This is a genomic window from Ruegeria discodermiae, from assembly GCF_030758345.1.
Lineage (GTDB): Bacteria > Pseudomonadota > Alphaproteobacteria > Rhodobacterales > Rhodobacteraceae > Ruegeria_C.
Map to the genome: position 1 here is coordinate 274,793 of NZ_JAVAMO010000002.1, position 26,024 is coordinate 300,816.

Here is a 26,024-nt window from a genome sequence, read left to right on the forward strand (position 1 = left end):
GCATCGTCAAGGGCGGTAGCTTCCTGGTCCTCTGGGGCGGCATCGGAGAGATCGGCGAGCAATTCGTCCAGGTCGTCGCTTTCGGGTTCCTCATCGGGAACAGAGGTGGCGAGATCATCCAGAACACCCGCATCGCCCTCATAGGCTTCCTCTTCGGGCGTGTCCGGCAGAGACGAGAGCGCATCGTCTAGGGCGGTATCGTCCTCTTCTTCCGTGGCGGCGTCGGAGAGATCGGCGAGCAATTCGTCCAGATCGTCTCTTTCGGGCTCCCCATTGGGGGCAGAGGCGGCCAGATCATCCAGAATACCTTCATCACCCTTATCGACCACCTCGTCGGGCGTGTCCGGCAGGGATGAGAGGGCATCCTCAAGCGCGGTGTCTTCCTCGTCCACCGGAGCCGCGCCGGAGAGGTCGGCAAGCAGGTCGTCCAGATCATCCTCTGAGGAGTCTTCGGCCGGCGCAGCCTCGGCCAATTCATCGAGAATGTCCGAGGTGGCGTCCTCTTCCGCCGCTTCCTCGGTATCAGGCACTGAAGCGAGCGCGTCGCTGACGCTTGTATCAATCCCGACCAGATCGCCGGGTGCCGCCGCCGCCAGCTCCCCCAGTACACCCGTTGTCGGGTCGGCCTCCTGAGGCGCTTCGGTCTCTGGGATCGAGGCGAGGGCATCGGCGACCGCTGAGTCGTCTTCGGTTTCTGGTTCGGCGTCGGGCAGAGAGGCCAGGGCATCGGAAACCGCGTCCTCCTCCTCTGCTTCATCGGGAACACCCGTGGCCAGACCGCTCAGCACATCGGCGCCGTCATCCTCGCCCGAAGCTGTTTCAGCCTCGGGGAGCGACGCGAGCGCATCCGAAACTTGCGAGTCTTCGGCCTCTTCCTCCGGCGCGGCGGCGGCGAGCCCGTCCAGAATATCGCCCGAGCTGTCCTGTTCTGCCGCCTCGTCGGTTTCGGGGATCGAGGCGAGTGCATCGGCGACGTAGCTGTCTTCCTCGACTTCCTCTGGCGCATGTTCGGCTAGCCCACTAAGGACGTCAGCGGATGTATCCTCGTCAACCGCTTGTTCGGCTTCCGGCAAGGAGGCCAGTGCATCGCTGATATTGGAATCCTCAGCGACCGCCTCCGGTGCGTTCGCGGCCAGATCACCCAGCACGCTGTCAGGGCTATCGGTTTCGATCTCGGCCTCCACCTCCGGGATCGAGGCGAGCGCATCGGCGACGGAGTTGTCTTCCTCGACATCCTCCGGCGCGCTTTCTGCTAGCCCGCTGAGAACGTCAGCGGATGTATCCTCGTCGACCGCTTGTTCGGCTTCCGGTAAGGAGGCCAGCGCATCACTGATACCGGTATCCTCGGCAATCGCCTCCGGCGCGCTCGCGGCCAGGTCATTCAGCACGTCCTCAGAGCTATCGGTTTCGACCTCTGCCTCCACCTCCGGGATCGAAGCCAGAGCGTCCTCAACAGCGTTGTCTTCCGGCGCGTCCTCGGGGGCGGTGGCCGCCAACCCGCTCAGAACCTCGCCGGAGGTATCTTCCTCGACCGTCTGTTCGGCTTCGGGCAGCGAGGCGAGGGCATCTGTGACGCTGGTATCTTCTTCGATCTCATCAGGCTGGCGCGCCGCCAGATCATTCAGTACATCGGCAGACTCGTCCGGTTCCGCCACCGCTTCGGCCTCCGGGATGGAGGCCAGTGCATCAGCGACGGAGGTGTCTTCATCTGCTTCTTCGGGCGCGGCGGCGGCAAGCCCGCTCAGAACATCGTCAGAGGTATCTTCGTCCTGCACCTGTTCGGTTTCGGGAAGCGAGGTCAGCGCATCTGTGACCGATGTGTCCTCTGCCGCCTCTTCCGGGGCGTTGGCGGCAAGCCCGGACAGGACATCAGCAGATGTGTCTTCCTCAACGGGCGCTTCGGTCTCGGGGATCGAAGCGAGCGCGTCTGAGACCGATGTATCCTCGGGCGCATCTTCGGGGGCGGCGGCGCGCAGGGCATCCAGAACGTCGCTGCCGTCATCCGCCGGCGTTTCGGCAATCTCCGCATCGCGCAAGGAATCGAGCGCGGATTGAGTGTCGCCCGAGGGTTCGGAGGCGGCCACGGCTGACAGCAGGGACGGATCGGCGAGGATCTTTTCGATCAGCGTCTCGGCCCCGGTCTTGCCATCCATATAGGCCATCAGATTGTCGAGCTGGGTGCGTGCTTCGAGCAGGGCGCGCAGCGGTTCGATCTTGGCGGCGATGGCGGCAGGGTTGAAATCGCTCATCTTCTCAAAGGTCAGATCGACCGGCAGATTGCCCTCGCCGGTCATCGTGTTGGGCACGGTGAACTCGACGCGCGGGGCCATCGCCTTCATCCGGCTGTCGAAATTGTCGACGTCGATCTCCAGAAACTTGCGATCCTCAATCGATGGCTGCGCCACCTCGGACTTGCCCGCCAGATCGCTCATTACCCCCATAACGAAGGGCAATTGTACCTTCTTTTCGGCGCCGTAAAGCTCCACATCATATTCGATCTGAACCCGAGGCGCGCGATTGCGGGCGATGAATTTCTGCGAGCTGTTAGCCATCGCGCGCGCCTTTCAACTCGGCGACTTCCTTGCGCAGCGCACGCAGCTCCTCATGCAGGGCGAGCACATGCTCATCCACCACATCGGTCTCGGAACGCACCAGCTCGCGCAGCTTTTCGAACTCCATCTCGGACTCGTCCTCCACCGCCGATTGCATCGTGTTGACAAGCAAACCGATGAAGAGGTTCAGAACCGAAAAAGCGGTGATAACGATGAACGGCACGAAGAAGGCCCAGGCGGTCGGATATTCCTCCATCACCGGTCGGACGATGCCCATCGACCAGCTTTCCAGGGTCATGATCTGGAACAGCGAATAAAGCGATCGGCCCAGCGTGCCGAACCACTCGTCAAAGCCCGGGCCATACATCAATGTGGCCATGACGGCAAAGACGTAGAACACGATCGAGATCATGATGATCACCGCGCCCATTCCGGGCAGCGCATCCAAGAGCGCCTGCACCACCGCTCGCATCTGCGGGATGACGGAAAGCAGCCGCATTGCCCGGATGACCCGCAGCCCCCTCAGCGCCGACAGACCGTCGCGATCCGGCAGCAGGCCGAGGCCAACGACGATCAAGTCAAAGACGTTCCAGGCATTGGTGAAGAAGCGCAGCCGATAGGCGTAGAACTTGATCAGAAGCTCGATCACGAAGATGCCCAGCACCACCCGGTCGAACACCGCCAGCAGATCGCCCACCTGCGCCTGCACCGCCGCCGAGGTGGACAGGCCCAGCGTGATCGCGTTGACGATAATGACGCCAAGAATGGCGTTCTGAACGCCCGGCCGCTCGATGAACTCGCGCGCGCGCTCTTGCAATGTCATGGCACCGTCTGCGCTGCTGCTGTCCATCGAATCGTTCCTTTGCAGGTCTTGAATGCATCGGGCACGGCCTCAACGCCGTGCCCGGTGATAGGGTCATGTGCCGTCAGGCGGCAAGATCGCTGATCTCATCCACCAGTTTGTAGATGCCTGAGACGCTTGTCACCATGGCTGCGGTTTCCTTTAGGGCGGTTTTTTTGTCGAGTGCCTTCAGCTTGTTGTAAATCGTTGTGTCATCGACTTTCAAACCGTTGGCTTCCATCAGCGATTGCATCTCTTTGAGGAATTTCTCGCGCTCCTCCAGAACCGCCGCCAAAGAGCTGGCATACCGTTTCGAGGCCATCGCCTCGGCGCCCAGCTTGATGCCCATCGCGTTGACCTTGCCTTTGGGGGCGGATTGCGCGCGGGCGACCTTCATCAGCTCATCCGCCTTGGCACCGTATTTGTCGACCTCCTGGCGGGCCTTGGTGGTGTTTTCGCGGTATTTCTGGCGCTTGCTGTCAGCATCCTTGTTGTAGGAGTTGATGCCCTTGATGGTGAAATCCAGGATCTCTTTGCGCAGCTGTTTGGCATCCTTGCCCTTGGTCACCTCCAGTCCGGCATCAATGATCTTGTCGGCCATTTTATTGATGGACTCCAAAGGCTTCTTGATGTCGAGACCCGAGGTGTCGGTCAATCCGTGACGCTTGGCTGCCTGCATGATCGTGGTGCCACGCAGGGTGATGTATTTCTGGATCGCGCTTTCGAGATCCTTGCGCAGCTTTTCTTCCCCCTTGCGTTGCTGCTGAATTTCCTTGCCCAGATTGTACATCTGTTTGGCAATGGTCTTGTAGGCCAGAACGTCTCCCCCGGAAGAGGCCACCAGCCGGGTGACGGCGGTACCGATCTTGATCACCCCCATCGTAACCTTGAGCGTGGTCTTGGCCCGCGCCTCAACCAGCAGTTTGTCCTTGTTAGCCTCTTCCTTGAGCCGCTTCTGGATCGCAACCTGCGCCGCAGCCTCGGCCGAGGCCATGGCGTTCTTGATCGACTGGTTGGTGCCCTGGATCAGTTTTTCGGCTTCGGCCCGGCCTTTTGCGCCCGGGGTTTTCTTAAGGATTTCGCCGACCTTGGCGTCAAGCTTGACCGCTTCTTCGGTGATGACTTTTTCATAGCGCTCAAGCTCCTTCATCCCGGCCGCTTCGAGGCGCTTCAGCGCCGTTGACGGACAGGGATCGGGCTTTTTCAGCTTGCCGGTCGTCGTGACTTCAAAGACGACATCGACCTTGTACTTGGGCAGTTCGATGAATTGCAGCTTGGGTTTCTTGCGAACCAGATCGACGACGCCGAACTTGTGCTTAACTGTGTTGGTCTTGGCCATTTTCTATTCCGTTTTCTATTCCGTACCCTTTTGGGTTTTTCTTTCATCAGGCCGCGTCGAATACGGTGCCGTCGAGCGCTTTGCTGGTGATCTTGTCATAGGCGTATCCGCCCGCCGCACCGCCAACACCCAGCGCCAGGTCCTTGGCCCCGGTCGCGATCGAGTTGCCGTCGATCGGCGCGGTGGCCAGAGCGGCAAATTTCAGCGCCTCGCGGAACACCTTGAGACCCTTGGGGTCCTTCAGCGCCAACTGGCTCACGCGCTTCATCAGGTCCTTGATCGTATTGGCCCATTTGCGGGTATCGGCATACATCAGCTGCACCTTGGTGATCCCGCTATCGACCGCCTTGTAGTTGTCGGTCAACGCCGTATCGAGCGCCTTGCTGATCATGGTCAGCTGCGCCTTCTTGTCCTTGACGGGGTGCTTTTTCAGCTTGTTGCCCACCTCTTTCATGAACTGCGCCTTCAGCTTGTCCTGCTCCTTGAGGATCTTGTTCAGTGTCTTGGACAGATCATGCACCTTGACGACCATCTGGGCATATTTCGCCTTCAGCGTCTCGGCCGCGTCATCCACCGTCTTGATCGAGGGCTGGGCGATGCCGATAAACTCGTTCAGCACGGCGGCCGTGACCTCGTTGGCGGCATAGAGCCCTTTGTTCTGGGCCGCCTTCTCGACAACCTTCAGTTCAACGACCAGATGCTTTTTGGCCGTGTCAATGTCGGTGGCCAGCTTGCCGATATCCTTGGCCAGCGACACGCCCGACTTGATCAAGCCCAGAATGCCAAAAGCCGCACCTGCGCCACCCGAAAACGGTGAGGTCGCCATGGCCGCAATCGATACTGCCAGACCGGCAACCGTCCCCGCAATCGAGACGCCGACCTTGATCTTGAACTTTTTCCATTCTTTCTTTTTGGCCTGCAGCTTGGTCCAGGCTTTTTGTGCGGCCAGCTCACCAGCTTTCTGAGCGACAGCCATGTCCTGCTTGATGGCGTTGTTCAGCCCTTTAAGCTGCTTTTCCATGTCCTTGTCGGACGCGCCCTTGTTGGCCATGCCAACGAACAGCTTGTCGAAGACCTTGCATTTCTGTTCGATGGTGGCCTTGGTCTGATCCAGAACCTCGCTTGCGGCGGCTTGGAATTCCTGTTGCAGAAGCGGGTCTTTTTCGACTCCTTTCTCCATCTTCTTGTCCAGTTCCACGACAACCTTGTAAGACAGTTTGGGTGGATCGACCATCTCCAGACCGGTTTTGTTGATCGGGACATTTTTCATGTCCATGACAACGTGCTTGACCATTGTGTTATCCCCTATGTGTAAGTGGTGGTGCCCTAAACAAACACGCAGTTGTGAGTTGCATCTGTGAATTTGTTTTCAGAGCGGTGAAAAAGTTACCCAGGGTCACATGTACATGGAACAGAGCTTAGGGCGCATCCGGTGCCGCTTCGTTATGCGATCGGATGCGCTGGTGGTTCTTTAAAAGTCAGACACCTCCTTAGGTGAGCTGTATAGCATCAGATTTTCTCGGCGGCGAAATCGGCGGCTTCAAGACCCAAGTCGGCGACCAGGCCGACCCCGGTGCTGACCCAATCCGCAACTGAGCTAGAATCGGCGGCACCCGTGCCAAAGCCCACGCCGGTCAACGCCAGGCTGACAACCGTGGGGAACACCTTGTCGAAATATTTGTTGAAATCGGTGTTCTTGTCCTCAAGCACTTTCACCATCTGTTTGAGCTTCGGAATGCTCTTTTCGAGCTTGGTCATCCGCGCCCCGAGATCTGAGCATTTGTCCAGGGCCTTGGACAGTGCCGCGCGGGTTTTGACCAGCTTGTCATACGCCTTGCGCACCTTGGCGGCCTTGACACCTTTGAGTTGCTTTTCCAAATCCTCGGTCTCTTTCATGGCCTTGAGGATCGATTTGGACAGCTTGCGCGATGCAACCGCGATACCGGCGGTTTTGTTGCCGAGAAGTTCGATATTGTCGCTGCATTTCGGAATGGTGGCCAGAAACGGCGCATCCGTTCCAAGCAAGCCTTTGAGTGTCGTCGCCCCGGTTTCAGCGGCAACTTTCTTGACCGCGCTCTTGTAGCGGGTCTGCAGCGTTTCAAGGTCACTTTTTAGCACCTTCTCGACTTTCTCGGCACTGCGGTTGAGATCGACAAGCTGCTTGGTCATCGCCGCACAGGACCGCAATGTTCCGGCAAGACCCGCAATAAGACCGGGAATCGCCAGCGCCAGCGAGCCGCCCATCGTGGGCACTGCCCCCGCTGCTGCGGCAACGCCCAGCCCAAGCCCGCCAAGACCCGCCACGATGCCGAAGGTCCCGGTGGTCAGCTTGACGCCCGTCTTGATCTTGTACTTGGTATATTGCTTTTTCTGTGCCTTGAACTTCTTCCAGCGCGCCTCGGGCAGTTTTTCCAGCTTGCCCTTAGCCACATCCATCTTGGACTTCAGCGCTTTCAACAGCGCCGCCTCGACCTTTTTGGTGTCGGTCAATTTGCCAGACTGGATCAGCCCGTCGATCTGTTTGAGATCCTTGACGATTTCGGCGATCACCATTTGGCCGATCGCCTCGGAATCATCGACGATCTGCTGCGGCGTGACATAGTCGCCTTCTTTCTCGAACACATCGAGAATGTCGTCATTCAGCTTCTGTTCAAGCAGGAAACCGTCGATCCCATCGATCCATTGCAGCTTGATCTTCTTGAAGACCTCCTTGCCGATATCGCGCTTCCAGATGACCACATCCTTGCCCATCTTCTGCGCCGGAACCGCAGCCGGAGCGGCCGCGGCCTTCTTCTGCTCGTCCGCGATCTTCTTTTTCAGATCGTCATCGGCCTTCTTGATGACGGGGTCGTATTTGCTCAGCACATCCTTGGTCGTCTTCTGGGTCCTGTCGCTGCATTTCTTGGTGGCGACTTCGACCTTTTTCTTGACCACAACCAGAGCCTTGCGCGCGTTGTCATACTCGAACTTGTCCATGGCGATCGCATAATCTTTCAGCGCATCGCCAAGTCCGGTCTTACCCAGAAAGGTCGGTTTGTTCTTGGACCACCATTTATAGTCCAGCTGCGGTGTCATTCCTTTTTTCATCAGTCACAACTCCCTTGAATAGGACACCGCCCACCGCGGCGTCTGGTGCCTTAGTCAAATCCGTAAGTGAACTCTCCGTCTGTGACATCTATCACAACCTTAGATATATCATGCCCTTCCATCATGCGTTTGAGGAATTCGGCTGAAATGTCGGGCAGCATCGTGTTGGTGACGATGGCGTCGATCATCCGCCCGCCGCTGTCGAGTTCCTGGCACCGGTTGACGATTTCTTCGACCACCGCATCGGAATATTCGAACGGCACGCCATGGGCCTCTTGCACGCGTTTCTTAATCCGGCCCAGCTGCAGCTTGGTGATCTCGGCGATCATATGCGGGCTGAGCGGATAGTACGGGATCGTCACCAGACGACCCAAAAGCGCGGGCGGGAAAACCTTGAGCATCGGGTCGCGCAGCGATTTGGCCAGCCCCTCGGGGTCGGGCATCAGGTCGGGATCAGCACACATGTCCATGATCATTTCGGTGCCGACATTCGAGGTCAGCAGGATCAGCGTGTTCTTGAAGTCGATCACCCGGCCCTCGCCATCCTCCATCACGCCCTTGTCGAACACCTGGAAGAAGATCTCATGCACATCCGGGTGTGCCTTTTCGACCTCATCCAGTAGCACCACAGAATAGGGCTTGCGCCGCACCGCTTCGGTCAACACGCCGCCCTCACCATAGCCGACATAGCCCGGAGGCGCGCCTTTCAGGCTGCTGACGGTATGCGCCTCCTGATATTCGGACATGTTGATGGTGATGACGTTCTGTTCCCCACCATAAAGCACCTCGGCCAGCGCCAGCGCCGTTTCGGTTTTACCCACACCAGACGTGCCCGCCAGCATGAACACACCGATGGGTTTGGAGGGATTGTCCAGCCCCGCCCGGCTGGTCTGGATGCGCTTGGCGATCATCTTCATCGCGTGATCCTGTCCGATCACCCGCTTGGACAGATGCTCTTCGAGGGTCAGGATCGTCTCGATCTCGTCCTTGACCATGCGGCCCACCGGGATGCCGGTCCAGTCGCCCACGACGCTCGCCACCGCCTGATGGTCGACGATGGGCAGGATCAACGGGCTGTCGCCCTGGAGCGCTTCCAGCTCGGCATTCTTTTCCTTGAGCTCCGCCATCAAGGCATCTCGGTCGATCTTCTGGGACTCGCCGTCGATATCCGGCACTAGATCGGTTGTCTCGGCCTCTTCGGTGGCGGCAGCGCCTTCCGCTGTGCCGGTGCCTTCGACCTCCTGCCCGCCCTCGCGCAGCTTGGCGCGCAGATCGAGAATGGATTCCACCACCGCCTTTTCCGCCTCCCAGCGCTCGGTCAGACCGGTCAAGCGTTCCTCTTCGGCCTCTTTTGCGGCTGTCACCGCTTCGCGCCGGTCGGCCACGTCATAGCCTGCGGTTTCATCGCGTCCGATGATTTCGAGTTCCGTTGTAAGCGCCTCAATCCGGCGGCGACTGTCATCCACCTCGGCCGGAACCGCGTGCTGACTAACGGCGACACGAGCGCAGGCGGTGTCGAGCAGGCTCACTGATTTATCGGGCAATTGCCGTGCAGGGATGTAGCGCGCCGAGAGCGTCACCGCCGCCTCAATCCCTTCATCCAGAACCTGCACGCGATGATGTCCTTCCAGCATCGACGCAATGCCGCGCATCATCAGCACGGCCTTGGGAATGTCCGGTTCATCGACCTGCACCACCTGGAAACGGCGGGTCAGGGCGGGGTCTTTTTCGATATACTTCTTGTATTCGGCCCAGGTGGTCGCACCGATGGTGCGCAGCGTGCCGCGCGCCAGCGCCGGTTTCAGCAGGTTGGCAGCATCACCGGTGCCAGCTGCGCCCCCTGCCCCCACAAGTGTGTGGGTTTCATCGACAAACATCACGATGGGGGTCGGGCTGGCCTGTACCTCGTCGATCACCTGGCGCAGGCGGTTCTCGAACTCGCCCTTCATGGACGCACCGGCCTGCAACAGGCCCACATCCAGCACGAGCAGGCGCACATCCTTCAGCGCCGGGGGCACATCGCCGCGCGCAATACGCAAAGCGAAGCCTTCAACCACTGCCGTCTTACCAACGCCCGCTTCACCGGTCAGGATCGGGTTGTTCTGGCGGCGGCGCATCAGCACATCCACGATCTGGCGGATTTCCTCGTCGCGGCCCACGATCGGGTCGATCTCGCCATTGCGCGCCTGTTCGGTGAGGTCGGTGCAGAACTGCTCCAGCGCCTCGCCCTTACCCATTGCACCGGGTGCCATGGAACCGCTTGCCTCACCGGGTTCGGCCCCGCCGCCGACCTGAGAGCCATCCTGCGCGCCCAAGCTGTCCTCGGGCGAACCATCGGTGGCCGCGTTGAAGTTATCGGCCAGATCATCAGCGCCAATCGAGCCCAGTTCCGGCGACATGGTCTGCAGGATGTTGCGCAGGGCGGGCGTTTTCAGCATGCCCAAAATCAGATAGCCAGTCCGCACCTTGCTGTCGGAATAGAGCAGCGAGCCCCAGACCCAGCCGCGTTCCATGGAATCCATCAGATGATCGGACAGATCCGAGATGGTCGAGGCCCCGCGCGGCAGCATATCCAGCGAGCGGGTCAGCTCCGTGGCGATCTTGCCCGGGTCCAGATCATAATGCTGGATGATGCGGTGAATGTCGCTGTCCTGCCCGTTCAGAATCTGGTGCAGCCAGTGCTGGATTTCCACATAGGGATTGCCCCGCATCTTGCAGAAAACGGTTGCCCCTTCGATGGCCTGATAGCCCAGTTTGTTCAGCTTGCCGAACAGCGCCACGCGGTTGATCTCAGTCATTTTGATATCCTTTCGTCCCTGTCGGCTTGTCTTTCAAAACCCGTCTCAAATCTTGTGTTTCAAGCGGCGGAATAGGTCGGGTAGAGGATCAGATCCTCGGCATCCGGCCTCTCTGCATCGCCCTCATCCCGTGTGCGCACCCAACTTGTGTGCCCTAAACGCGTTGTCCCGCCCAATGATGCGCGGGGCACCTCGTCTCCGGCCAGCACCAGATTGACCTCCCAATCCAGAGCGTCGCCCACATGGGTCCTCACCAGGCTTTCCAGCCGCTCCTGCGAAACCCCGCCCGGCAGCAGGCGTTCGTAGTCTTCCAGCGAGAGCGGCCCTATGCGGATGCGGAACTTGGCCGAGCGCGACCAGACCCGGTTGCCGATGCTGGTGTCATGTCCCAGACCCACCATACCGCCCAATTGCCATGTGTCATCCGGTTCCAGTTCCAGCCACGACCCCACGAAGTCCTGCAGGCTGACCGGGACATGGAAGAACTGCGACAGCATCGCTACCAGACCTTCGGCGGTTTTTGGTCCCGAGGACAGATGGCCGGCAAAAAACCGGCGCGTCCGGTCGGGCATCGCATCGCGGTCTGCACTGCCTTTGCCCTTGAACCCGGCCAGCGCTGCGACGCGCTGTTCGAACGGGTCGTCGCCCCGGTCAAAGCTGGGCGCAGGCCGGGCCGCTGCCCAGGCGCGATAGAGCAGCCCCATAAGCCGATGGGTGAGCATGTCGGCGAAAGCCACGAAGGTGGGGTCGCGGTGGTTGCGCAGCCGGTCGCGGGCAAATTCGCTCAGATGGAGTGGCAGCGGCCCTTGCGGGCCGAAAAAGCCGAACCAGTGATTGCTGAGCTTGGCGGGTCTTGATCCCGTCGCAGGCGTGTACCCAGTGATGGTCGAAGGCGGAAAGGCCAGACTCACATCCTGGGTCAGGCGCACTTTGTCTTCGCGCGGGCGGCGTGACTCGCCCAGGCGCGGCGCATCGTGATAATGCGCCTCCAATATGCGCAGCGCCTGAAAAACATGATGTTTCTCAGGGTGTTTCGCAAGCTCTGCCAGCAGGCTCAGATGATCCGGCCGAGGCCGGTCGCCGGTCTCCATCTGGCTATTTCTCCTCGTCTGTCGGTTGTCAGCACCGTTTCGGTGAAGCTGTTTATCGTTGTGTATTTGCGGAAGAACCGCTCAAGCACCGCGCCCAGAACATAGACGCTGGTGCCCTCATAAAAGCTTTCGTCAAATGCGATGGTGATCTCCAGTCCGCGTACTGCGGTGCTCAGCACCTCGTCGCTCATCCGGCGCACGATGGGGCGGCTGGACACGGCGGTGATCCCTTCGAGCTGTTTCTCGGTCACCCTGTCGCCGAGCGGCGCATAGATGCCCAGCAATTCACGCAACGCCGCTGATCCGCCATTATTTTCGTTACCATCAATGGACAGGTAGTTCAGGCTCAGATGGCTGATCAGTTTCCATGCCGCATCCCCCTGAGCCAGCTTGGAATGCGGACGCGTGGGCGTAACGGGCGTTCGGATCGCCTTGACCGGGCCGCTTTCGGCGAGAAAGAACACGTTGTCGCCGCCGGTTGACAGCAGCAGCGGCAGGTCACGATTGGAACAGAGCGCCTCGACCGCCAATTGGTTGAGCGCGGACGGGTAAGGTGCCTGCGCCCGGTCCACCAGCGTCAGGAACAGCTCGGAGCCCAGATAAGAGGTGCGCACCCCGCGCAGCCGCTCCTTTTCGTTGCGCTGCCGCATCCGGCGCGAGATTGTGTAATAGGCGTGATGGTTGTCCCCGGCCGAGGTCAGATCGGTGTCGGAATAGAACGGGCGGAACGCAATATCGCCTTCTTCATCGCTGCGGATGCCGCGCACCTTCTCAATCGAGAAAATCTCGTAGTCCAGCCCGGCGGTCCGGCTGGGCACGATATGGTGCTCGGTGTCCTTGGTCGTGACATGCACCCGGTCGCAGCGGCGGTGGAACAGGTTGATCGCGGGCACCGCGTTCAGCGTGAAGGCGGCGGGCGTGACCGCCGGGGCCACCTCCTTTGTGCCTTCGCGCAGAAGGACATAGATGTCCACCTCATCGCCCTCGGCACGTTTGAGCGCGGGGTTCAGGCCGAAAAGCTCGACAAACAGGAACCGCTGCGGCATCGCGAAATATTCCTGCAACAGGCGATAGCCGTCGAAGCTTTGCGGCGGGGTGGGTAGCAGCGCCTCGTCCCGGCTAAATCCCTTTGCCTCGGTCCCGCTACCCGCCAGCACCTGTGTCCAGTCGGCCCGCCGGTTGGTTGACCGTCCGGTCAGGCCCTGGCACTGGGTGCAGAGCAATTCGTGGATATCCCAGGCCTTGCCGCTTTGCGTGTCCAGATGCAGCACAAGGCGATCCATCGGCAGTTCTGCCAGCGGCCCGCCATCCGAGCGTTTCAGGCGCAGGCGGATACCGGCTCGCGCATCTACATCGCGCGCCAGCCCGGCGGCCACCAGTTCTCCGCGCCCGTCAATATATTCCGCCTCGCTGATTTCGATCGGCCACATGGTCACGTCGGCGCCGGTGCGGAACTCGCAAGGCGTCTGCTCTCCCTCCATCAGGCGCGATTGCAGCGTCGATCCGCGTGGGATCACAAAGCCTTCGGCCAGCGCGGAATTGCCCGGGTCCGGCTGAAGCTCGGCAATCATCATCGACGGCGTGGGCGCGAGGTAATGGGGATAGACAATCTCCAGCAGATTCGAGGTGAAGGCCGGGAATTGCATGTCCAGTTCCAGTTGCACCCGCGCCGCCAGAAACGCGCTGCCTTCCAGCAGCCGCTCGACATAGGGGTCGATGACCTCGATCCCCTCCATGCCCAGACGGGCGGCGATCTTGGGATAGGCCTGCGCAAATTCTGCACCCATCTCGCGCAGAAAGGCCAGTTCGGTTTCGTAATGTTTGAGAAGTCGGGTATCCATCGTCAGTTCCGCTCGATGGCGACTTCGCCGGTGGTCACGTCGACCCGGCTGCGCAGGTAGAGTTCCAGCGGCATCGGCTGCGCCCACATCACGGCGCGAATGTCGAATTCGATCTGCATCTCGCCCGAGCGTTCTTCGGAGCGCAGTTCGACCATGACCGAACCGTCAACGATGCGCGGCTCAAACACCGCCACCGCGTCCGCGATCGAACGCTGGATCAATCGCGCGCGTTCCATCGTCGAAAACGCGCCAGAAGTTTCGCGGATACCGAAATTCACCACGGATTTAGCCGCGTGCGGATAGTTCTTGGGGTCGATTAGGTCGGAATGATCGGTGGTATTCAGCAACATCGATAGATCGCGTTGGATGATCTCGCGCAGGCGCGACACGTCGATAACCCTCGCGTCGCGTCCTTCTTTCTGCGTTTCTGGCGCATCATCGGTCAGCCGGTCGAGCAGCGACGGCTGAAGCCGCTCTGCCAGTGTCCGTTCAGCCATCTGAAACCTGTTCTTCGGCCGGGCTGACATCCAGCACAAGTTCACGCAGATCCAGCAGCGCAACATCCGACTGATCGGTGGCCAGCAGTCGCTGACCGACGCCAAAGAAGGTTTCGGCGCCGCCATCGACCCATTGCGTGGCGCGGGCCAGTTTCGCGGCATCGTCACCTTGCGCGATCGTATCGGGATAGCGGGTCGGAATCAGCGCCGCGACCTCGCCGCCGCTGGCAACGGTCAGCGTGCCGGCCGTCCAGACCGCATCGCGCAGATCGCTGGGTTCCTCGCAGCTCAGCTTCACGATCTGCGAGAAGGGTAGCCAGAAATAGCGCCCGTTTACAATGACTTCCAGTACCGGACCCAACCGCATATCCGCGTCAGCGATCCACTCAAACGCCTCGCCATTGACCGTTCCGGAGGTCGCCGGAGCAGCATCGAACGCCTTGGCACGCAGCTCGGCGGCCTCGGCGGTATGGCCGCCTGCAAATAGCTTCTGCGCCTCGATCAGATGGGCCAGCCATTCCTCGGGCTCGCCGAAGATCAGCGGGGTCTTTTCGCCGGCGAAGACCTTTTCGCGGTAAACCTCGCAGATGATCGCCTCGCGATAGGTTTTGGCCATCATCGTGGCCAGTTCGTCCATTTCCGCGCTGAGTTTCAGCTGCGTGATGGCGCGTTTCCAGTCCCCCAGCACACACAGGAGCTGAAACAGGAAAATCCGCAGAGCGGGGTCTGCGGGATTGGCCCGGATCTTGTCCTGCAGGCTGGTCAGAGCGGCGGTCAGGTCGCCTGATTTAAGATGTTCTTCCGGCGTCATATAATCCTCGTCCGCTCAGGCCCGAATACAGAATCGAAAAAGGCCCGGGCAGTTCGCACTGCCAGGGCCGATAGCTGTTCAGGCTTAGCTGACGTCGCCGGTCTCCAGGTTCCACAGGAACGAGTTGCAGTCGCTGAGCGCGCCGGTGTCGAAATCGGCGATCTTGTATTTGATCTCGATACCGCGATAGGCGATTGTCCAGCTTTCTTCCGGGATCTGCTCTTCGCCGCCCGACACCGAATAGCTGTCGATGATGGCGTGGCGCAGGGTCCAGATCAGATAGGGCTCCATGCCTTTTTTCTCGGTATCACCGGCCCGGCACATATGGATCACCAGTTCCTTGGACGCCTTGCCCGAGGCCACATAGGTCATCAGTTTGGCCGAGGCTTTGCTAAGTTCGGTGGTAACCGAAATCTTGCCAAAGTTGGTGTTGGCATAGCCGCGCTGGGTGGTGCCGAGGTCAGTCATGTCTAGCGTACGTTCGACATTCCATTCGATCGATTTGACCGCAATCCAGTCCTTGTGTTGCTTTTCACGTGCTTCGCCAGGGATCTGGTCAATTTTGATATATACGTTTTCCATTCTCGTCTCCTTCGAGGTGCAGAAGTATCATTGCCGCGTTGTTCGTTTCGATGACACAGACATAACTCACAAAGAATCACCAATCTGCGAACTTTTTCACTAAGCGCCTTTTTCTGATGGCAGCTTCGAAACAAGTCGCAGAGAGACCGAAAGCCCTTCGAGCTGATAGTGCGGTCGCAGGAAGAATTTCGAGGTATAATAGCCCGGATTTCCTTCCACGTCCTCAACCACAACCTCGGCCGATGCGAGCGGTTTGCGCGCCTTTTCGGACTCAGCCGAGATGTCAGCGTTGAAGTCGACATACTGGTTGATCCAGTCCTGCAGCCACGACTGCATGTCGTCACGGCTTTTGAAGGACCCGACTTTGTCGCGCACCATGCACTTGAGGTAATGCGCAAAGCGGCAGGTCGCGAAGAGATACGGAAGCCGTGCCGCCAGGTTGGCGTTTGCGGTGGCATCCGGATCGTCATACTCCGCCGGTTTGTGCAGCGACTGCGCTCCGATAAAGGCCGCCGTGTCGGTGTTCTTGCGGTGGATCAGGGGCATCATGCCGTTCTTGGCCAGTTCCGCCTCGCGCCGGTCCGAGATTGCGATCTCGGTGGGGCATTTCATGTCCACGCCGCCATCATCGGTCGGGAAGGTATGCGCGGGCAAGTTCTCCAGCGCGCCGCCCGATTCCACGCCGCGAATACGCGAGCACCAGCCGTATTCCTTGAAGGACCGGTTGATATTGACCGCCATGCCATAGGCCGCGTTCACCCAGCCGTATTTGCTGCTGTCCGACCCGTCTGTGTCTTCCTCAAAGGCAAATTCCTCGACCGGTTCGGTCTTGGCGCCATAGGGCAGACGGCCCAGGAAGCGGGGCATCGCCAGACCGACATATTTGGAATCCTCGCTGTCGCGGAGCGACCGCCAAGCGGCATATTCTGGGGTCTGGAAGATCTTGGTCAGATCGCGCGGGTTGGCCAGTTCCGACCAGCTGTCCATCTGGAACAGGGTCGGCTTGGCACCGGTGATCAGCGGTGCATGGGCTGCGGCTGCGATCTTGGACATCTCGCCCAGCAGCTCGATATCCTGCGGGGAGTGGTCGAAATGATAATCCGCCACCAGCGTGCCATAAGGCTCGCCACCCATCTGACCGAATTCCTCTTCGTAGAGCTTCTTGAAGATCGGTGACTGGTCCCAGGCGGTGCCTTTGAACTTGCGCAGGGTCTTGTGCATGTCCTTCTTGGAACAGTTCAAGACCCGGATCTTGAGCATCTCGTCGGTTTCGGTGTTGTTCACCAGATAATGCAGACCCCGCCACGCGCTTTCCATCTGCTGGAATTCTTCGTGGTGCAGGATCAGGTTGACCTGTTCGGTCAGCTTCTGGTCGATTTCAGCGATGATGCTTTCGATCGAGCGCAGCGCATCATCCGAGATCAGCGCGGTATTGGCCAGCGCCTGCTCGGCCAGGGTCTTGACCGCGCTTTCAACGGCGGTTTTTGCCTGATCAGATTTCGGACGGAATTCCTTGGTCAGCAGCGCTTCGAATTCGGATGATCCAAACGCGGTTGCGCCTTCGGCGGCTTCGACCTGGGCTTCTTCTTCGGCCATCTCTTACTCCTCCTCGGCGGCGTCATCGCCCGGCTTGGGCTGGGCTGCCAGTGTCTTGAGCAGGCTCGGGTCCTGCATGATCTTGGAAATCAGGTCCTCGGCCCCGGTCTTGCCGTCCATATAGGTCATCAGGTTGGACAGCTGGGTGCGGGCATCGAGTAGCTCTTTCAGCGGCTCAACTTTGGCGGCAATCGCTGCGGGGCTGAAATCATCCATCGATTCAAAGGTGATATCGACGGCCATATTGCCTTCGCCTGTCAGGGTGTTGGGCACGGTGAACGCAGCGCGAGGCGCCAGCGCCTTCATCCGGTCATCGAAATTGTCGACATCGATCTCAAGGAATTTGCGGTCGGCCACGGCGGGCTGTTCCACCTCGGATTTGCCGGCAAGATCGCTCATTACGCCCATCACGAAGGGCAGTTGAACCTTCTTCTCGGCACCGTAGAGTTCGACATCATATTCGATCTGAACCCTTGGCGCCCGATTGCGGGCTATGAATTTCTGTGAACTACCGGCCATGTCTGAGCCTCCTCAATTCTTCATCCGTTCTGTTTCACTGTCCGGGGCGAGCATGGCCCGACCGGTCAATAATCGTAATCGTCACTGCCTTTGATACCGCCGATGCGGCGCACTTCGGACAGGCCCTCTTTGGCCATGTCTTCAATGATGGTCAGGAAATCGGCGCTGACCAGCCGCTTGGCGCGATCAAGCAGGATCGGCACCGGGCTGGAGGGTTCCGTGCGCGCGTAATAATCCATGATACGGTCTAACATCATGGTTACATCCGCGGGCGAGTTGATCGCCCCGCCTCTGCCGCCACCTGACGGCGCAGGGGCCGCACCACCACCTGCAGCAGGGGCGTCAGCGGCGTCATCCGCCGCGTCGGAGGGCACCTCGGCGCCGGAATGCTTGGCCAGCGCGCGCTGCAATTTCTTCAGCGTGTCTTTGAGCGGGTCAAGCGTCGGCCCCTCGCCGGGGGTGTTTTCCACGAACACGTTGTCGATGGCGTCCACATCCTCAAGCGCGGCATTCACCGCCGCGAGATTGGCTTCAAGAACCTCGTCATCGGTGTCCTGAAACGCTGCCGAAACCCCAGCCGCATCGGGCACGTCGTCCAGATCAGGCGGCATGTTCGCGGTGCCCTCGGCCACTTCGATATGGCGCAGGGTCATCCGCCCGAACATGCGGCTGTCGGTCAGTGCCGTGCGGCGCAGGGCGCGCAGCACCCGGTCCGACCCGGCGATCCCGGCCACCGCGTTTATCCGCATCGTGGCGTCGCCATCATCCTCGTCCAGCTCGGGATGGCAGCTGTCCCAATACTCCTCCAGCAAGGCACGTAGGTATTTGGTGACATCGGCGAACTCGGTCAGGCCCTTGGTGTTCAGCACCGCTTCGGCCAGAAACACACCGGCACGAATGTCATGGCTCTGCTCCATGACCGCCAGTGCCTTGTCGCGCACATCGCCCCAGTCCTGCTCCTGAGCTTCCTTGACCTCGTCGCCCATCTGCTGCTCTTCGCCGGGCTGCGCCGCCAGTTCCAGGTCTGTGAAGGCCGGGTCGTATTCTAGGTTTTCGCCGCTTGGCGGATTTGCATCCCGTGGTTCGAGATAGGCAGCAAGATCCATTTTAGCTCCGCTGGATTCTTTATTCTTCGCGCCACCAGTTGCCCCTTCGGGTTGTATCCGAATTGGCCCTATGACCTCCTGTCTTGACGAACAGTCAGCCTTATAGTCTGGTCAAAGTCAAACTGATTATTTCGGCGGGACCCATTGCCATGGCAACACAGGCGATCGACGGCGCGGCGCTGCGCCAGATGGTGAATCTTGCCAGAAAGCAGAGCATCAGCTTTGCGTTCTGCCCCGGCAGCAAGAATGACGATGTGCTGCTGCTGGACAAACGGCAGCCGCCTGCCGCGCTGGCAAAGGACGCAAAGAAGATCGGCTCAACCCCGAAAACCGCCTTTGGCCGCATGAATGCGGACGCCAAAACGGTGTGGCTGGAGTGCGAAAGCGCCCTGCCCAACCTGGCTAAGAGCATCCGGAAGTACCTGAAGGATAACGGTGTTTCCACCGACGTACAGATGGCGGACGGCGCCGCGCCCGCGCCTGATTCAGAACAGGACACCCCTGCCCCGCAGGATGCGAGCGCTGCGCCAGAGGCGAAGCCGGGGGTCGATAAAACGGCGCAGAGGGCCCTCTCCCAGGAGTTGAAAGACGCTGTGATGAAGGCCGCGCGCGTCGGACCGGACGCGCAACGCCTTGCGGCAGCGGCGGCCAAACAGATCGCGGCACAGATCAAGCGCAATGAACTGGAAGCGGCGCGCACCGCGCTGTCCGAGCTTGCCAGCCGCATTCGTGGCACGCAGGCCACATCCTCCGAACAAACTGCCCCAAAATCCGCCCCGCCCGATCTGGCCACCGCCCGTCGGGACTGGGCAAGTGCGCGCAAAGCGGCGGCAGGCGATGTTCGCGCATTGGTCGCAGGCGTGAAAAAGGCCATTTCCGACGCGGAGGGGCTGGGTCATGCCCCGCGCGAGATCGCCAAGCTGGTGCGGCCGGCCCGACAACTGGACTCGCGGCTCGATACGCTGCTGGCGCAAATCGAAAAGGCGGGGTCCCCAGCCGAGCGGCAAAAGCTGACACAGGCCGCGCAACGTCAGATCGGTAGCCATGTCGGGCTGATGAACACGGCCTTCTTCAAGGCGGTGGATCAGAGCGGCTTTGCCGAAACCAATATCCGCGCAACGGTTCTGGGATCGCTGCGCAAGGTGAACAAGGCGATCCGGGGCTAGACCCGAAACGCCGGAGGGAGGAAACATGATCAAAACACTGCTGCGATCCGCATTCTGTACGGCGCTGGCGCTCTGTGCCGGGATGGCCCAGGCGGAGGAGGGCAAGCTGACCGTGCAGCTCAACAAGTTCGAGCCGACCGAAGGTGGCGGCTGCCGGGCGTTTTTCCTGTTCCAGAACCAGACCGAAAACAGTTTCGAAGGGTTCGAGATGTCGCTCGCCATTCTCGATGGCAATGGCGTGATCGATCGGCTGCTGAGCATCGATGCCGCTCCCCTGCCCGTCAGCCGCACGGTGCTGAAACTGTTCGAGATCCCGCAGATCAGCTGCGACAATGTCTCGGAGATTCTGCTGCATGACCTGCCGGTCTGCAAACCACAGAATGCTGAGCCGATCGACTGTTTCCCGATCCTTGCGCTGGACAGCAAGACCAGCGCTACGCTGGCGCAATAAGCGATGCCTGGTTTCGACAATCTCGGCACCGGCGGGCCGATCATTGCGCTATTGGCGGTGATGTCGCTGTTTTCGCTGGCGCTGATTGCGGTCAAGACCCTGCGCCTGATGCCCGTCACCTCGGGCCGCGCGGCGCGGGATCAGGCGCTGGCGGATTGGGCCAAGGGCGACAAGACGCAGGCCCAGACGCAGGTCGCCGCGGGCCGCGCGCCTGCCGATCGGGTCTGCGCCTACGCGATGCAATCGCTGATCGACGGGTTCAAGGGACCTGGGCTGATGACCGAATTGACCCGGCGCGGCAATGAGGAATTTGCCGCGATGAATGCGATGATCCGTATGCTGGAGCTAATCGCCATGATCGCTCCGCTGCTTGGGCTGCTGGGCACCGTGACCGGCATGATCCAATCCTTTCAGGAGTTGGAGCTGGCTGAGGGCTCGGCCAATGCCTCCGTGCTGGCAGGCGGCATCTGGCAGGCGCTGCTGACCACGGCCGCTGGTCTGCTGGTCGCTATTCCGGCCGCTGTGGGGGCCTCGCTCCTGTCGGGACGCGCCGAGCGCGGCGCGCAAGCCATCGAGAATGTCGTCGGTCGCCTGATGGTCATCGAGGAACGCGCTGCCTGAAGGGAAACGCCATGTCAGGTGATCTCAGCCTGCGTCGACCAAAACCGCCCCGCGCGCTGATCTCGCTGGTGCCAATGATCGACGTCATGCTGATTCTGCTGGTCTTTTTCATGGTCACTTCGACCTATCTGAACCTCGACATGATCCCAGCGCTGGCGCAGCGCGACGCGCCCGCGCCGGTGCAGGCGGCCTCGGATACCCCGGCAGGGGTGCTACTGATCCGTCTCGGCGCGGATGGCCAGCCGGTGCTGCGCGGTCAGGCCTTTGAAGCAGAGGCCCTGGCAGAGCTGCTGAGCGCCCGGTTGAGTGACGCGCCCGGCCTGCAGGTCATCATCCTGCCCACCGGCTCTGCCCGGATGCAGGCGCTGGTCTCGCTGATGGATCTGGTCACGCAATCGGGCGTGCGTGAAATGCGCGTCGTCCGTTTGGAGGCGGCGCAATGAGGATCGCCCGCCCGCCCCCACGCACCCAGCCGGAGACGATCATCGCCCTGATCGACGTGGTGTTCTTTCTGCTGGTCTTCTTCATGCTGATCGGCCGGATGGACGCTACCGCGCCTTTTGATGTCACGCCTCCCACAGGCACCACCGGCAGCGATATGCCTGCAGGTGGCGTGACGCTTTCGGTCAGCGCCGTGGGCGAACTGGCGCTGGATGGCGTGACGGTCGATTTTATGTTGGCAGAGCAACAGGTCGCGGCCCGGCTGGCCGATCAACCCGACAGCCTGATCCGCATCAACGCCCATCGCGACGCCGAGCTGCGCCGGGTTCTGCCGCTGATCGCACGTTTCGAGGCGATGGGCGCCAATGAGGTCGTGCTGGTGGTGACGCCACCCAAGGCCAGCCCGTGACGCGCAACCCGCTCATATGGCTGGCCGGCATCGCGATCTCGCTGGCTGCGCATCTGGCGGTTGGCGCCGTGCTGCTCTGGTCGCTAGAGCCTGAGACCATGCCGGAGCAACCCGTGCCGGAAAGCCGAATGCAGCTTGCGGCCTATCAGGTCGAACGCAGCGAAGCCCGGCCCGCGATCCTGGACAGCGAGACCGCCAGCGCTGAGGACGCCAACGGCGCGCGGCTGGGCCTAGGCGCAATCCCAAGGTCTCGGGCCGAGGCGGTCGCCCTGCCTTCCGAGCCCACCCCGGTGGCAGAGGCGCCTTCCCCCATCCTGCAAGCCAGCGAAACACGCGGCGAAGCAATCGCCAACAGCGAGGCAGAGGTCGCCGCCCTCTCCGCCACGCCTGCCCCTTCTGCCAGCCTCACCACAACCGCCCCACAAGCGGAACGCCTCGCAAGTGCCACCGCATCCGATCAAAGCGAAGCCGTGGCGCTGGCCGTCCTGCCCGCCGACCAGCGTCTAACCACCAGCCCGGCAGAAACCGAGCCCGTGACCCTTGCCGCGCCCGCTACGACAAAGCTCGCCGAGGCATCGGCGGTCCCGGTCGCCTTGACTCAGGCTGCAGCGGAGGTGACGCGCGCCAAGGCGGCGCTGGCCTTCAGCGGATCGGGGGATGGCCCGGTTGATCCGGTCTCGCTGGCCGCCTTCCAGAGCTTCATGGCCTCAGAAGATGCGGGCGATGCGGCAGCCGAGCTGCGCGACGGCATCGCGGGTATTCTGACGCAAATCCCCTGCGCGCGGATGCAGGTGCAGTTCGAGCCGGAGACCAACACGCTGCAACTGGTCGGTCATGTGCCCGACGCGGACATGCGCGCGCCCGTGCTGGAAGCACTGCGGGCGCAAATGGGGGCGGATATCGCTGTCGCCGATACGCTGCTGATCCTGCCGCGCCCGCAATGTGGCGCACTGACTGGCATCGCCGGTGTCGGTCTGCCGCAATCCACCGACCAGATCACCAACCCGCTGCTGGTAGGCGAGGATACCCATGCCCGCGAGTTCCGCTACACCGAGGGCCAGCAGTTGATCCTCGACCTGACCGCGCCGGATTATGACGCCTATGTCTATGTCGATTACTTCGACGCCAAGGGGCAGGTCATCCACCTCAGCCCCAATGACAGCGTGCCGCTGGCCCTGGCCGAGGCCAAATCCGCTCTGCGCGTGGGGGCTGAACGCCCGGGCGATCCGGGCCTCTATATCACCATCGGGCCACCCTACGGGCAGGAGATCGCGGTGGCCTTCGCCGCCTCACAACCGCTCTACGACGAGGCGCGACCTCTGGTAGAACCGGCCGAGCCTTATCTTAGCTGGATGAAGGCACAAGTGGCTGACGCCCGCGCAGCCAACCCGGATTTCAAGGGCGAATGGGTCTATTTCTTCGTCACGACCGCCGCGCAATAACCTGCCCCTTGCCCTGACCGGCGGCGATGCTACGGTCGCCTTGCCCAACCGTATGGAGATTGCCGTGGCCCGCTTTGTTTCCTTGCTCGCCTTGAGTTGCACCATCGCCGGTTGCACGGCCCCGCCGCCAACGGCGGGTGGTGGCAACAGCCCCGCCACCCAGGCCAGCGCAGTTGCCCAAGACGGCATGCTTGAAGTTTCGGACGGCGCCAGCCTGTGCCGCGGAGAATATGACCCCACCGAACTGTCAAAATCCCTGCAAATCGCGCTGCAATGCGATGACGGCAGAACCGGCACCGCCAGCCTCACTGCCAGCGCGGACCAGACAGCGGGCTCGGGAATCGTATCCCTGAGCGATGGCACTCAATGGGAGTTCCTGTTCGGCCGCGCGACCGAATTGATCTAACGCCATTTAACGCTGACGCTCGTAGATGCCACCCTATGCAGTTTTGGTCTGCGGCGTCTGCCCAGCTTTGCATCCCACCGGCAAAGAAATTGCTCGCTGACTAGTGACCCTGGCAACATACTCAGGGGCCCGAAACTTCAGATGGCTGGCCTCCCTGATCACGTTTGTTGTCGCAACACACATCTCAGCACCTAGATCGCCGGTTGAGGATTTCCGATCCCACTCATTATGTCCCGGCTGTGCAGTCTTTCGACTGCGCTGCGATGCACACCGTTTTGAGCGGAGGTGAGCTTGAGACCGCGCACCCGATGCCACAAATCATTCAGTGACAGACCTATTAGTTTGGCCCATCGATTAGCTGCTTACCCACTTCGCCAAGGGGGGCAGGATGAGGACATATTATCGACAGAATCTCAAAGTAGCAGAGCTTGGATTAAACAGTTATTGTTTCTCGCATGTTGCGTGCTCTTTGGAACTTCGACATCTTCGCTGTCGGACCCAGCGAAGAATGCATCTTACATTGCTGAGCAATACAATGTTTCGACCAAAGTCGAAGAAAAACTGAGCGCACTTTCAAGAGGTTTGATGGCGGACATGAACGCCGCCTTTGAAATACTCAGAGCGCAAATAATCGACTCTGATCGCTTTATGGCCTAGCTGATAGGTGATTTTGAAGCAGAACTCAATTCGAACATCTGCAAGACCTCCGCCGCCGCATATCAAGAGTTGATGACGGACGAGGAAATAGCTGCCTTGGCAGATTTTTATCGAAGTTACATAGGTCAGGCTTTGCTTGATCGGGGACTCTCTGAGGCCACTTTGAATGAATACAACGCATTCGCGCGAGAGGGCGCGGGCGCGCCGGTATTGGAGCAATAGTCCCAACGATGGAAGAAATTGGCCCTGATGTTCTGGCGCGCTTACAAGGACCTGTTCTCGATGGCGCGCATAGCTGATGTCATGGAGATGGAAAGCGTCGTGAAGCTTGAAGATGAAAGCCATCGCAAAGGGGTTGTTGACGCCTTGCATGAAGCTGGATGAAGCGTTTTGACAGCACATAGTCAGCGCTAGTTGTTCAGTCGCGGCATCTGGTGGATCGGGTTCACAATGAAACTGTCTGGCTCTGAAGTCCAGATTTTGCAGATGTATTTGTAAGGCGTGAGGCCGCTGAGTGTCTTCAAGCGGCGAGCGTGGTTGTAAGCATCGAGGAAATCGGCCAGATGCGAACGAAGCTGGTCGTGGTTCTTGTAGTGATAGCGCTTGACGGTTGCGTCTTTGATGGTGCGGTTCATGCGTTCGACCTGGCTGTTTTCGAGGGATTTGATCCACTGGATCAAATCCTGATCCCTCAAACTCCACGTATGGTTCGGCTTTGTCGGCCTGTGCTCGATCCCATTGGCGTCACAACTCATGTCGAAGCGCATTGGTCTGGAATAGATGGAGTTCCGGTTCCGGGGCTGCTCTGCGAACTGGATACCGTCGCCATTGGTTGCTCGGACCAGTGGCGCAACCATTGGCAACTCTGTCAGGATCGTGTGAATGCGATAGGGCCCGGCTTCGAGCAGGTGTTCGAGGAATTCCCATGCCGCTTTGCGATTGGCCCTCTCCACCAACTGTGCCACCGCGAATTTGCTGGTTCGATCAATGGCGACTAAGAGATGGAGCTTTCCCTCCTCGGTTCTGACCTCAGCGATGTCGAGGTGGAAGTAGCCGATGGGATAGCGTTTGAAGCGCTGCCGTTTCGGCTTGTCACCATCCATGTCCGGCAGTCGTGAAATGTCATGCCGCTGAAGACAGTGATGCAAAGAAGAGCGTGTCAGATGTGGGACCGACGGCTGCAAGGCATAGAGGCAGTCGTCGAGCGGCAGCAAAGTATGACGCGGAAGGCTACGACGATCGCTTCTTCATCTTTGCTCAGAACGGTCGAACTCGGCTCCTTCGGCCCCGTCTTACTATCCTCGACTGTTTGGCGCTTTCGCCACTTGGAAACGGTTTTGACGTTGATGCCAAGCTCCCTGCTCAGCTCCGCCGTCCAAGCTTGCGATCGCTGTATCGCTGCTCGGACTGCGTGCGTTCCCTCTCGGGATCATGCTTCGCATGGCCCTGCCGGGCAGTGGTACGTGGCGCAGCCGTGACGTATCTGTCCCATAAGGCATCCTTCCATTCCATCGAATAGATCGCACCATCAAACCCTGGGAGCAAACAACTAGGGCGCGAATAAGGCTGCGGAACTCTTGGTGCCGTCCGTGGGTGAGACGGAATTCTTGGACTGCGGAGTCGACTTGAAGTCTGAGCCTGGGCGTAGCCCGTGATTCCTGTAACGCAAGCGGAAAGAAAAGAGGTCACCGCACCTCCCGGACTCACATGTAGATATAGTGCGTTTCATATGTGTCTCTAAGGATGAGACGGGAATAACTGCTATTTTCAA

21 protein-coding genes and 2 pseudogenes are annotated in these 26,024 nt (G+C 60.2%); 7 read left to right on the forward strand and 16 right to left on the reverse strand.

Going from position 1 to position 26,024, the window contains the following annotated elements:
- Positions 1–2,048: 2,048 nt before the first annotated feature.
- From tssB (Q5Y75_RS08270) to tssA, 14 genes and pseudogenes are all read right to left on the reverse strand, one after another.
- A pseudogene (gene tssB, locus Q5Y75_RS08270) lies at positions 2,049–2,552 on the reverse strand (type VI secretion system contractile sheath small subunit); the annotation flags it as partial.
- The gene (locus Q5Y75_RS08275; RefSeq protein ID WP_306196160.1) at positions 2,545–3,402 is read right to left on the reverse strand and encodes an ion transporter; all 858 of its coding nucleotides are present in this window, start codon (positions 3,400–3,402) and stop codon (positions 2,545–2,547) included. The gene Q5Y75_RS08275 and the pseudogene tssB (Q5Y75_RS08270), both read right to left, overlap by 8 nt.
- A 76-nt stretch (positions 3,403–3,478) precedes the next feature.
- Complete coding sequence (locus Q5Y75_RS08280; RefSeq protein WP_306196162.1) at positions 3,479–4,732, reverse strand: hypothetical protein; 1,254 nt, start codon at positions 4,730–4,732, stop codon at positions 3,479–3,481.
- A 46-nt stretch (positions 4,733–4,778) separates the two neighbouring features.
- The gene (locus Q5Y75_RS08285; protein WP_306196164.1) at positions 4,779–6,026 is read right to left on the reverse strand and encodes a hypothetical protein; all 1,248 of its coding nucleotides are present in this window, start codon (positions 6,024–6,026) and stop codon (positions 4,779–4,781) included.
- A gap of 215 nt (positions 6,027–6,241) precedes the next feature.
- Entirely contained in the window at positions 6,242–7,819 is a 1,578-nt protein-coding gene (locus Q5Y75_RS08290; protein ID WP_306196166.1) for a hypothetical protein, read from the reverse strand.
- Between the two features lie 50 nt (positions 7,820–7,869).
- Positions 7,870–10,617, reverse strand: a complete 2,748-nt coding sequence (gene tssH, locus Q5Y75_RS08295; protein ID WP_306196168.1) for a type VI secretion system ATPase TssH — start codon at positions 10,615–10,617, stop codon at positions 7,870–7,872.
- A gap of 59 nt (positions 10,618–10,676) precedes the next feature.
- Positions 10,677–11,708 carry a type VI secretion system baseplate subunit TssG gene (gene tssG / locus Q5Y75_RS08300; RefSeq protein WP_306196170.1) on the reverse strand — a complete coding sequence of 344 codons (1,032 nt, stop codon included), beginning with the start codon at positions 11,706–11,708 and terminating at the stop codon, positions 10,677–10,679.
- A complete protein-coding gene (gene tssF / locus Q5Y75_RS08305; RefSeq protein ID WP_306196172.1) occupies positions 11,672–13,549 on the reverse strand; it encodes a type VI secretion system baseplate subunit TssF in 1,878 nt (625 codons plus the stop codon). Before tssF ends, tssG begins: the two co-directional genes overlap by 37 nt.
- A gap of 2 nt (positions 13,550–13,551) precedes the next feature.
- On the reverse strand, positions 13,552–14,046 hold the full coding sequence (gene tssE / locus Q5Y75_RS08310) for a type VI secretion system baseplate subunit TssE (protein WP_306196174.1): 495 nt from the start codon (positions 14,044–14,046) through the stop codon (positions 13,552–13,554).
- Positions 14,039–14,857 (reverse strand): type VI secretion system accessory protein TagJ, encoded by an 819-nt coding sequence (locus Q5Y75_RS08315; protein ID WP_306196176.1) that lies wholly within the window; start codon positions 14,855–14,857, stop codon positions 14,039–14,041. Before Q5Y75_RS08315 ends, tssE begins: the two co-directional genes overlap by 8 nt.
- An 84-nt stretch (positions 14,858–14,941) precedes the next feature.
- Positions 14,942–15,439: an Hcp family type VI secretion system effector gene (locus Q5Y75_RS08320; RefSeq protein ID WP_306196178.1), complete on the reverse strand. Its 498-nt coding sequence runs from the start codon at positions 15,437–15,439 to the stop codon at positions 14,942–14,944.
- A gap of 99 nt (positions 15,440–15,538) precedes the next feature.
- Positions 15,539–17,035, reverse strand: coding sequence for a type VI secretion system contractile sheath large subunit (gene tssC, locus Q5Y75_RS08325; protein WP_306196181.1), 1,497 nt, complete (start codon positions 17,033–17,035; stop codon positions 15,539–15,541).
- 3 nt (positions 17,036–17,038) lie between these two features.
- Positions 17,039–17,554, reverse strand: a complete 516-nt coding sequence (tssB, locus tag Q5Y75_RS08330; protein ID WP_306196183.1) for a type VI secretion system contractile sheath small subunit — start codon at positions 17,552–17,554, stop codon at positions 17,039–17,041.
- Between the two features lie 65 nt (positions 17,555–17,619).
- Positions 17,620–18,660 carry a type VI secretion system protein TssA gene (tssA, locus tag Q5Y75_RS08335; RefSeq protein WP_306196185.1) on the reverse strand — a complete coding sequence of 347 codons (1,041 nt, stop codon included), beginning with the start codon at positions 18,658–18,660 and terminating at the stop codon, positions 17,620–17,622.
- A 149-nt stretch (positions 18,661–18,809) separates the two neighbouring features.
- Between tssA and Q5Y75_RS08340 the strand changes: the two genes are divergently transcribed.
- The 7 genes from Q5Y75_RS08340 (at position 18,810) to Q5Y75_RS08370 (ending at position 23,596) form a co-directional block, all read left to right on the forward strand.
- A complete protein-coding gene (locus tag Q5Y75_RS08340; RefSeq protein WP_306196187.1) occupies positions 18,810–19,826 on the forward strand; it encodes a hypothetical protein in 1,017 nt (338 codons plus the stop codon).
- Positions 19,827–19,851: 25 nt separating this feature from the next.
- Positions 19,852–20,277 carry a hypothetical protein gene (locus tag Q5Y75_RS08345; RefSeq protein WP_306196189.1) on the forward strand — a complete coding sequence of 142 codons (426 nt, stop codon included), beginning with the start codon at positions 19,852–19,854 and terminating at the stop codon, positions 20,275–20,277.
- A gap of 3 nt (positions 20,278–20,280) precedes the next feature.
- Positions 20,281–20,898 (forward strand): MotA/TolQ/ExbB proton channel family protein, encoded by a 618-nt coding sequence (locus Q5Y75_RS08350; RefSeq protein WP_306196191.1) that lies wholly within the window; start codon positions 20,281–20,283, stop codon positions 20,896–20,898.
- Positions 20,899–20,909: 11 nt separating this feature from the next.
- Positions 20,910–21,341 carry an ExbD/TolR family protein gene (locus Q5Y75_RS08355; protein ID WP_306196193.1) on the forward strand — a complete coding sequence of 144 codons (432 nt, stop codon included), beginning with the start codon at positions 20,910–20,912 and terminating at the stop codon, positions 21,339–21,341.
- Positions 21,338–21,748 (forward strand): ExbD/TolR family protein, encoded by a 411-nt coding sequence (locus Q5Y75_RS08360; RefSeq protein ID WP_306196195.1) that lies wholly within the window; start codon positions 21,338–21,340, stop codon positions 21,746–21,748. Before Q5Y75_RS08355 ends, Q5Y75_RS08360 begins: the two co-directional genes overlap by 4 nt.
- Positions 21,745–23,190, forward strand: coding sequence for a DUF4384 domain-containing protein (locus Q5Y75_RS08365; RefSeq protein ID WP_306196197.1), 1,446 nt, complete (start codon positions 21,745–21,747; stop codon positions 23,188–23,190). Before Q5Y75_RS08360 ends, Q5Y75_RS08365 begins: the two co-directional genes overlap by 4 nt.
- A 64-nt stretch (positions 23,191–23,254) precedes the next feature.
- Positions 23,255–23,596 (forward strand): hypothetical protein, encoded by a 342-nt coding sequence (locus tag Q5Y75_RS08370; protein ID WP_306196200.1) that lies wholly within the window; start codon positions 23,255–23,257, stop codon positions 23,594–23,596.
- A gap of 573 nt (positions 23,597–24,169) precedes the next feature.
- Here Q5Y75_RS08370 and Q5Y75_RS28640 read toward each other — a convergent pair.
- Both Q5Y75_RS28640 and Q5Y75_RS08380 read right to left on the reverse strand, forming a co-directional pair.
- The gene (locus Q5Y75_RS28640) at positions 24,170–24,625 is read right to left on the reverse strand and encodes a hypothetical protein (protein ID WP_306196201.1); all 456 of its coding nucleotides are present in this window, start codon (positions 24,623–24,625) and stop codon (positions 24,170–24,172) included.
- A 38-nt stretch (positions 24,626–24,663) separates the two neighbouring features.
- Positions 24,664–25,649 (reverse strand): annotated as a pseudogene (locus Q5Y75_RS08380) (integrase core domain-containing protein).
- Between the last annotated feature and the right edge of the window lie 375 nt (positions 25,650–26,024).